The following is a 9,347-nucleotide window of genomic DNA, read 5'->3' on the forward strand; positions in this document are numbered from 1 at the left end:
GCTGCGGCATTTGCGACGCCGGCGTCTGCCGCTGTCGTCGATTTCACCAACATCAAGGCAACATGGTTCGATGCCGTAACCACTGGTGGCGGTGTCACCTATACCGGCAACGGCACCTCGTCGGCCAAGGTGCGATGGGGGAACAGCCAGGGGCAGGGGCAGTCGGGCTATGATTTCGAATCGATTGCGATCCCGTCGCTCAGTGTCAGCCCGCCGGGCGGCAGCGCCGAAACCAGCATCGGTGTCTTCCGGCACCACAACAACCCGATCACCGGCACGTCGCTGACCAGCATCAAACTGAAGTTCAACACGGATATTCTGGTCGATTCAAATCCTTATGGGAACGTCACGTTCGTCTATAGTTTCACCCACGACGAAACGACGAACAGCCTGAACCCATGCCCGTATGGCGGCGCCAACAATCAGGGCGTCAACATCAACGGCTGCGCCGACAAGGTGACGGTGAACTTCAACCAGCAGTCCGATGGTTTCACCATCGACGGCTATGAATATGCGCTGGATGTGTTCGGCTTTCTTGTGGGCGGCAACCCGGCAACGAACTTCCTGACCGTCGAAAAGAAGACCAACGAAGCCTATCTGCGCGGCAAGCTGGTGCTTTACTCGGAAGCCGGAGGCGTGCCGGAACCGGCAACCTGGGCGACGCTGATCGTCGGTTTCGGGCTGATCGGGGTGTCGGCAAGACGGCGCAAAGCGGAGCCACGGCACGAACTGGGCTGACCGGACACTGACAACAGGCGGGCCGGCGGTGCCAAACCGCCGGTCCATGTCCCTGTCAGCGCCGCCGCTTTTTGCCGGGCTTCGCCGCCGGGGGCGGTTCCGGGCTCATGCGCTTTACCGTCAGCCCGCGCCGTTCCAGCTCTTCGATCAGGCTGCCTTTGCCGGCCAGATGCCCGGCGCCGACCGCGACAAAGATCGGGCCGGGATCGGTTTGCATTTTCTGCGCCAGCCAGTCGGCCCAACGGCTGTTGCGGTCTTCGACCAGCAGCCGCCGCAGCATCGGCGAGCGCTCGAACTCGGTATTGACGCGCTGCGCCAGCGCATCGGTTCGGCCGTGCATCCAGTCATCGACCATCAGGTCCATGCGTGCTCTGGAATCGCCGAGGTCGGCAAGGGTGGTCACCAGCAGCATCTGCTGGTCGGCTTCGGGCAGGGAATCGAAGTTGGTCAGTTGCTCTTCCGGCGTTTCCAGTCCGCGCACCGGGATGCCCTGCATCCGCGCGCGCTCGGTCAGCACCGGCTCGACGCCAATGCGCGGATCAATCCCGTCGTGCTCGGATTGCAGGTTGGTCAGCGTCAGGGCGATGAACCAGGTATCGGACCATTCCATCGGTCCCGTCCTCAGCCGCTCGGTCGCGGCCTTCAGCGCCGGGCGCCAGCTTTCAGGCACCCGGTCGGCAACGGGCCGGGGCGAGGGCAGCCGCGACAGCCGCATCACCACCGGCGCCAGCGCCGAAGGCGAATCCGGAATATCGGTTTCAAGAACCAGCATCGACGACTGGTCGAGCGCGCGCGCGACGTGCGGGGCGAACCAGTCGACGCCACGCGGCAGCGCGTGCACCGTTCCAAAAAGCCACGCAGTCGATTTGCCGGAACTGACCTGCCAGAGCGCCGGGACATACGGGGCGGGCGCCGTCGCCTGCCCGGCCGCGGCAAGTGCCGCCGGTGCAAGGCAGGCAAGCAGCAGCGCCAGCAGGCCGCGCACCAGCGCTGCCATGCTCATGCTCATCCTGCTTTGGGCCAATAGCGGTCCTTCACCAGTCTTTTGTAAAGCTTGCCGGTTTCGTGACGCGGCAGGGCCGGATCGAAATCTATCGAGCGCGGGCATTTGATGTGGGAAAGATGGTTGCGCGCGAACTCCATCAGTTCGGCGGCGAGGGCTGGCCCGGCGTCGGCCCAGTCGCGCGGCTGGACGACAGCCTTCACTTCCTCGCCCAGTTCCTCGCTGGGGACGCCGATCACCGCGACGTCCGACACTTTCGGGTGCATGACCAGGATATTCTCGGTTTCCTGCGGATAGACGTTCACACCGCCGGAAATGATCATGTAGCTCGCGCGGTCGGTAAGGAACAGATAGCCCGCATCATCGACATAGCCGATGTCGCCGAAGGTGGCGCCATGTTCGCCCTGCACTTCAGCAGTCTTTTCCGGGGCGTTGTGATAGGAAACCGGCGGCCCGCCGTGGAAATAGATGCGCCCCTCGCGGCCGGCAGGCAGCAGGTTGCCGTCGTCGTCAAGGATGCGGATTTCGCCCAGCAGGCTTTTCCCGACCGAGCCTTTGCGCTCCAGCCATTCCTGCGGCGAGATGGCGGTGAAGCCCGAGCCTTCGGTGGCGGAATAATATTCGAAAATGCGCGGGCCCCACCAGTCGATCATCTGTTCCTTGACAGCGATCGGGCAGGGCGCGGCGGCGTGGATCACCGCCTTCAGGCTGGATACGTCGTAGCGGTTGCGCACTGCTTCGGGCAGCTTCAGCATCTTCACGAACATGGTCGGCACGACCTGGCTGTGCGTGACCTTGTAGCGTTCGATCAGTTGCAGATAGCGTTCGGGGTCGAACTTCTCCATCACGATCACGGTGCCGCCGAACTTGTGCACCGTCATGCAATAGCGCAGCGGCGCCGCATGATAGAGCGGCGCTGGCGAGAGATAGATCATCCCCGGCGCGAACTGATAGAGCATCCCCAGCATGCCCGACAGGGCTTCCATCTGGTCGATCGGGCCATCGGGCAGCGGCCCGGTCACACCCTTGGGGCGGCCGGTCGTGCCGCTGGAATAGAGCATGTCGCGGCCGGCGCTTTCATCGCCGATGCGGGATTCGGGCTGTGCTGCAAGTGCCGGTTCCAGTGGCGCATATCCCGCGATCTCTCCGCCGACGCTGTAGCGGTGCGCGACGGTGGGGAGGTGCTTTGCCACGGCCGCCAGCGTGGCGCCCGCGATCAGCAGTTTCGCGCCGCTGTCCCTGACGATGTAGCCCGCTTCGTCGGCGGTCAGCTTGGTGGAGATGCAGGTGAAGATCAGCCCGGCGCGCTGTGCCCCCCAGCAGAGCGGTAGAAAATCCAGGCAGTTTTCCAGAAAGATGGCCAGCACGTCGCCGCGTTGCAGCCCGGCCGCCCGATAGAGTTGCGCAGCCTGGTTCGATCGCGCTTCGAGGCGGGCGTAGCTCATGGTTTCGCCGGAACCTGCCATGATAATGGCCGGCAACTCCGGGGTTGATGCTGCATGATGGAATGGATGCACCGCGCCGTTCTCCCTCGATCCTGTCCCTCAGGTAAGGAAGCGGTTGTGGCAGCACAACGCGCGCAATGGCAGCCCGTGAAAAACATGGGGCATGCCGCAGGGCCGTGCGCAGCATCGTCAATTGATATAAATCAACCATATTGTTACTAAGTGAGTATTGTGCAATATTTTCACCGCAATCCGATTCGCGCGCGGGTGGTCCGTGCTGAAAATCGGTGCGCCAACGATAACAAGGTCGCAACAAACCGATGAACATGAATGTCGCACGCCGCGTCGTGCTCCTGTCGACTCTCGTCATCTCTACGCAGATCGCCTTTCGTGCCGATGCGGCAACGATGATCCACGCCAGCCGCTCGGTGTTCCAGTCGCAACTGGGATCGAACTTCACCGACACCTATGGGGCGGCACTGGGCTATCCGGGCAGTTTCGCCATCCTGTCGGATGCGGCGATGTCGGCGGTCGTCGGGCAGACGAAATACCAGACGACGGGCTTCAGCAATCTGAACATCGTCGGCATGGGCTATTACTGCGCCGGCTGCAACGGCAGCTTCAAGCTGGACTTCACCTCGACCAGCTACACCGTGGATGGCGGGGTATATGGCGCCGGATTCGACATCCGCTACAACAGCGGCGGCCTTTATGATGCGCTGGTGACATTCGGCAACGGCAGCACGGCGCTCTATCAATTGCCGGGCAGCGCAGGCTTCTGGGGCATCACCTCGGACAAGGCGATCGCCAAAATCGCGTTCGGGCCGGGGGGTGGCAACTCGAGGAGCGGCAGCTTCGGCATCGACAACCTGACGATCGGGGTCGTGCCGGAACCGGCAACCTGGATGATGCTGATCACCGGCTTCGGCATGGTCGGCTTCGGTCTGCGCCGCAGGCCGGTGCAGGTATCCAACTGATCGGGATATCGGCCGCCCATCCGGCGGACTGACGGTTCACCAACGCCGCCCCGGAACATGCTTTCCGGGGCGGCGCCCGTTTCGGCCACCGGCCCCTTTCCCTTTTCTGCTGCAACCGCTAACTCGCGGTTCCGTGACACAGAACAAGAAACCGGCCTCGCTGCAGGACATCATCCTTGCGCTGCACGCCTATTGGGGCGAACGCGGCTGCGCCATTCTGCAACCCTACGACATGGAAATGGGCGCGGGCACCTTCCACCCGGCGACGACGCTGCGGGCGCTGGGGCCGAAGCCGTGGAAGGCCGCCTATGTGCAGCCCAGCCGCCGCCCGTCGGACGGGCGCTATGGCGAAAATCCGAACCGGTTGCAGCATTATTACCAGTATCAGGTGATCCTGAAGCCTTCGCCCGACGACATCATCGAGCAGTATCTCGCAAGCCTCGAAGCGATCGGCATCGACCTTGCCGTCAACGACATCCGCTTCGTCGAGGACGACTGGGAAAGCCCGACGCTGGGCGCATGGGGGCTGGGCTGGGAAGTCTGGTGCAACGGCATGGAGGTGACGCAGTTCACCTATTTCCAGCAGGTGGGCGGGCACGACTGCGCCCCCGTCGCCGGAGAGATCACCTACGGCCTCGAACGGCTGGCGATGTATATTCTGGGCGTCGAGAATGTGTATGACCTGCCGTTCAACAACGACGGACTAAGCTACGGCGAGGTGTTCCTTGAGGCCGAACGCCAGTTTTCGGCCTACAACTTCGAACAGGCCAACACCGACGCGCTGTTCGACGGCTTCCGCAAAAGCGCCGAGGAATGCCGCGCGCTGGTCGAGGCCGGGCTGCCGCTTCCTGCCTATGATCAGGCGATCAAGGCGAGCCACCAGTTCAACCTGCTCAATGCACGCGGGGTGATCTCGGTTGCGGAACGTCAGGCCTATATCGGCCGCGTGCGCGATCTTGTGAAGGCGGTCGCCGACCTGCAGGTTCAGAAGGAGGCGGCCAATGGCTGACTTCCTGCTGGAACTGTTCTCCGAGGAGATCCCCGCCCGTATGCAGGCGGCTGCCGCCGGGCAGTTGCAGCAGCGGTTCGAGGCGCTGCTGGGGGAATCCGGGCTGACTGCCGCCGCGATCGAGGTGCGCTCGACCCCCCGGCGGCTGGCGCTTGTTGCGCGCGGGCTGCCCGCCGGTTCGCAGGCCGTGGCCGAGGAACGTCGCGGCCCGCGCGCCGACGCGCCGCAGGCGGCGATCGACGGCTTCTTGAAATCGACGGGCCTGACGCGCGACCAGTTGCACGAGCGCGACACCGGCAAGGGCGTGTTCCTGTTCGCCAACCTTGCGACCGAGGGGCGCCCGACCGCTGAAATCCTGTCGGCGCGCCTGCCGGCGATGATCGCGGGCTTCCAGTGGCCGAAAAGCCAGCGCTGGGGCAGGGCCAGCGTCAGCACCTCGTCGCCGCGCTGGGTGCGGCCGCTGAGGCGCATCGTGGCGCTGCTCGATCATGCCGTCGTGCCGTTCGAGGCGCTGGGCCTTGCGGCCGGGCGCGAAACCTTCGGCCACCGTTTCATGGGCGGGCGGGATCCGATCTCGATCGACAGTCCGCAAAGCTATGCGGCGCAACTGCACGCGGCGTTCGTCGTCCTCTCGGCCGGAGAGCGGCAGGCGCTTGTGCGCACCGGTGCCGAGGCGGCGGCCCACAAGGCCGGGCTGAACCTGCGCGCCGACGCAGCGCTGGAGGCTGAAAATGCAGGCCTTGCCGAATGGCCGGTGCCGCTGCTGGGCCGGTTCGATCCGGTGTTCCTGCAAGTCCCGCCGGAAATCATCCAGCTTACGATGGCGACCAACCAGAAATATTTCGCGGTCGAGGACGAGGCGGGCAAGCTTGCGCCGGCGTTCGTATGTGTCGCCAATCTGCTGGCGCCCGATGGCGGCCGGGCGATCGTGGCCGGAAACGAGCGGGTGCTTTCCGCGCGTCTGGCCGACGCCCGCTTCTTCTGGGAGCAGGACCGCGCGAAGCCGCTGCAAGGCTTTGGCGAAAAGCTGGGCGATATCGTGTTCCACGAAAAGCTGGGCACCATGGCGGCCAAGGTCGATCGTGTGGCGCGGCTTGCCCGCCTGCTGGCCGAACGCCATTTCCCCGCCACCGATCCGGCGATCGTCGAGCGGGCGGCGCGGCTTGCCAAGGCCGACCTGACGACCGGCACCGTTGGCGAGTTTCCGGAACTGCAAGGCGTGATCGGCGGCTATCTTGCCGATGCGCAGGGCGAGGACCAGGCGGTGGTGTCGGCGCTGAAGCAGCACTATGCGGCGTCTCCGCAAGGGGATGTGGCGGTAGCCGTCGCGCTGGCCGACCGGCTGGATACGCTGGTCAGTTTCTTTGGCGCGGGCATCCGGCCGACCGGTTCCAAGGATCCGTTCGCGCTGCGCCGCGCGGCGCTTGGCATTCTGGACATGATCGTGTCGGGTGGGCGCAGGATCGCGCTGCGGCCGGTTCTGCAGGCGGCCGGCGCTGCCGACCCTTCCGAACTGATCGCTTTCCTGGCCGACAGGCTGAAGGTGCAGCAGCGCGAGGCAGGCGTTCGCCACGACCTGATCGACGCCGTGTTCGCGCTTGGCGACGAGGACGACATGGTACGCCTGCTGGCACGGGTGCGGGCGTTGCAGGCCTTCGTCGAAACCGAGGATGGCCGCAATCTGATCGCCGGGTATCGGCGCGCGGTGAACATCCTGCGGGCCGAGGAAAAGAAGGATGCGAAAACCTATTCGCCCGACCTTGCGGCGTTGCAGGCCGGATCGCTGGACAAAGCCGAACTGGACGAGGCCGAGCAGGACCTTGCCCGGCTGTTCGTGCCTGCGCCCGCATCGACGGGCGCCGGCCTCTCTGCGGAAGCCGGGCAGTTGCTGCAACGCGAAGATTTCGCCGGAGCGATGAAGCTGCTGGCAACGCTGCGCGCGCCAGTCGACCGCTTTTTCGACGATGTGACGGTGAACGCCGATGTCGCCGATGTGCGCGCCCGCCGCCTTGGGCTGCTGGCCGGTATCCGCGAAGTGATGCACAGGGTTGCGGATTTCTCGAAGATCGAAGGATAGCGAAAATGCCAGATCGCCTGCTCGTCGCCTTTGGCGGCAACGCACCGGCAGCCCATGCGCTTGGCAAGGCGCATCTGGGCGGCAAAGGCGCCAATCTGGCGGAAATGGCCGCGATCGGCTTGCCGGTGCCGCCGGGGTTCGTGATCCCGACCCCGCTTTGTGCGCGCTATTATCAGGCGGGCGGGCGGCTGCCCGATGATCTGAAGGCGGCGCTGGCCGACGGGTTGGCGCATGTCGAGGCGGTGTCGGGCATGGGCTTTGGCAGCATCGACAATCCGCTGCTGGTCTCGGTGCGTTCGGGCGCGCGGGTGTCGATGCCCGGGATGATGGATACGGTGCTGAACCTTGGTCTGAACGACCGCACCGTCGAAGCGCTGGCGGCGCGTTCGGGCAATCCGCGCTTCGCATGGGACAGCTATCGCCGCTTCATCCAGATGTATTCCGATGTGGTGCTCGGTCTCGACCATTATCTGTTCGAGGATGCGCTGGAACTGATGAAGGACGATCGCGGCGCGACGCTCGACACCGAGCTTCAGGCCGATGACTTGAAACGGCTTGTCGGCGAATACCAGCAGATCGTCCTGAAGGCGCGCGGCGATGCCTTCCCGCAAGACCCGCGCGAGCAACTGGAAGGTGCAGTCGCGGCGGTGTTCGGTTCGTGGCGTTCCGAACGGGCGGCGGTATATCGGCGCCTGAACGACATTCCCGAAAACTGGGGCACCGCCGTCACCGTGCAGGCGATGGTGTTCGGCAACATGGGCGACACGTCGGCGACGGGCGTCGCCTTCACGCGCGACCCCGCCAGCGGCGAACGGCGCTATTACGGCGAGTATCTGGTGAACGCGCAGGGCGAGGACGTGGTCGCCGGGATCCGCACGCCGCATTACCTCACCCGCTCCGCCCGCGAGGAGGCGGGCGCCAGAGGCCTCTCGATGGAAGAGGCGATGCCGGAGGTGTTCGCCGAGCTGGCGCAGATGTTCGACCGGCTGGAAAACCACTACCGCGACTGCCAGGACATCGAATTCACGGTGCAGGAAGGGCGGTTGTGGCTGTTGCAGACGCGCACCGGCAAGCGCACCGCGAAAGCCGCGCTGAAGATGGCCTGCGACATGGTCGACGAAGGGCTGATCACCAGCGACGAGGCGATCCTGCGCGTCGATCCGGCGATCCTCGACCAGCTTCTGCACCCGACGCTCGATCCGGCGGCTCCGCGCGACATCATCGCCGTCGGGCTGCCGGCGTCGCCGGGTGCGGCGTCGGGGGCGCTGGTGCTCGACAGTGAAACCGCTGCCGAGCGCGCGGCGCGCGGCGAGGATGTGATTCTGGCTCGAGTCGAGACTTCGCCCGAAGACATCGCCGGGATGCATGCATCGCGCGGTATCCTGACGGCGCGCGGCGGCATGACCAGCCATGCCGCAGTCGTCGCGCGCGGCATGGGGCGGCCCTGCGTGTCGGGCGCGGGCACGGTTTCCATCGATCTGGAAAGCCGGACGCTGAAGGTCGGCGCGAAATCCTGGCCCGAAGGAACGATCCTGACGCTGGACGGTGCCAGCGGCGAAGTCATGCTGGGGCGGGTCGCCACCGTCGAGCCGGAACTGTCGGGGGATTTCGCGCGGCTGATGGGCTGGGCCGATGTGCACCGGCGCATGAAGGTGCGCGCAAACGCCGAAACGCCCGAGGACTGCACGACCGCCAATCGCTTCGGCGCCGAGGGGATCGGCCTTGCCCGCACCGAACATATGTTCTTCGGCCACGAGCGCATCGTGCATGTGCGGGCAATGATCCTGTCGCCCGACGTCTCTGGCCGCCGCGCCGCGCTGGAGCAGCTTCTGCCCGCCCAGCGTTCGGATTTTGCGCAGATCTTCGCCATCATGGGCGAGCGGCCGGTGACGATCCGGTTGCTCGATCCGCCGCTGCATGAGTTTCTGCCGACGCGCGACGCCGAGATGCAGGAAGTCGCCGATGCGACGGGCATGGCGGTTTCGGCCGTCCGCCGCCGGGTCGCCGAACTGCATGAATCGAACCCGATGCTGGGGCATCGCGGCTGCCGGCTGCTGATCGCCTACCCTGAAATCATCGAGATGCAGGCGCGCGCCAT

The 9,347-nt window shown here is 65.3% G+C and carries 7 protein-coding genes; 5 read left to right on the top strand and 2 right to left on the bottom strand.

Annotated elements, in window-relative coordinates; all coding sequences use genetic code 11:
• On the top strand, positions 1–738 hold a 738-nt coding region (locus AC16JP_RS07870), incomplete at its 5' end, for a THxN family PEP-CTERM protein (RefSeq protein ID WP_484340062.1).
• A 55-nt stretch (positions 739–793) separates the two neighbouring features.
• Here AC16JP_RS07870 and AC16JP_RS07875 read toward each other — a convergent pair.
• Together AC16JP_RS07875 and AC16JP_RS07880 are read right to left on the bottom strand one after the other, a co-directional pair.
• Positions 794–1,741, bottom strand: coding sequence for a TraB/GumN family protein (locus tag AC16JP_RS07875; RefSeq protein WP_484340063.1), 948 nt, complete (start codon positions 1,739–1,741; stop codon positions 794–796).
• Positions 1,742–1,743: 2 nt separating this feature from the next.
• Positions 1,744–3,207, bottom strand: a complete 1,464-nt coding sequence (locus tag AC16JP_RS07880) for an acyl-CoA synthetase (protein ID WP_484340064.1) — start codon at positions 3,205–3,207, stop codon at positions 1,744–1,746.
• 305 nt (positions 3,208–3,512) lie between these two features.
• On the opposite strand from AC16JP_RS07880, the gene AC16JP_RS07885 reads away from it, so the two are divergent.
• The 4 genes from AC16JP_RS07885 to ppdK all read left to right on the top strand — a co-directional run.
• Entirely contained in the window at positions 3,513–4,163 is a 651-nt protein-coding gene (locus AC16JP_RS07885; RefSeq protein ID WP_484340065.1) for a PEPxxWA-CTERM sorting domain-containing protein, read from the top strand.
• A 133-nt stretch (positions 4,164–4,296) separates the two neighbouring features.
• Positions 4,297–5,172 carry a glycine--tRNA ligase subunit alpha gene (locus tag AC16JP_RS07890; RefSeq protein WP_484340066.1) on the top strand — a complete coding sequence of 292 codons (876 nt, stop codon included), beginning with the start codon at positions 4,297–4,299 and terminating at the stop codon, positions 5,170–5,172.
• Complete coding sequence (gene glyS / locus AC16JP_RS07895) at positions 5,165–7,249, top strand: glycine--tRNA ligase subunit beta (RefSeq protein WP_484340067.1); 2,085 nt, start codon at positions 5,165–5,167, stop codon at positions 7,247–7,249. The genes AC16JP_RS07890 and glyS overlap by 8 nt, the downstream gene beginning before the upstream one ends.
• A gap of 5 nt (positions 7,250–7,254) precedes the next feature.
• A partial coding sequence (gene ppdK / locus AC16JP_RS07900; RefSeq protein ID WP_484340068.1) for a pyruvate, phosphate dikinase occupies positions 7,255–9,347 on the top strand: 2,093 nt, incomplete at its 3' end.

It is taken from the genome of Sandaracinobacteroides sp. (assembly GCF_057137845.1).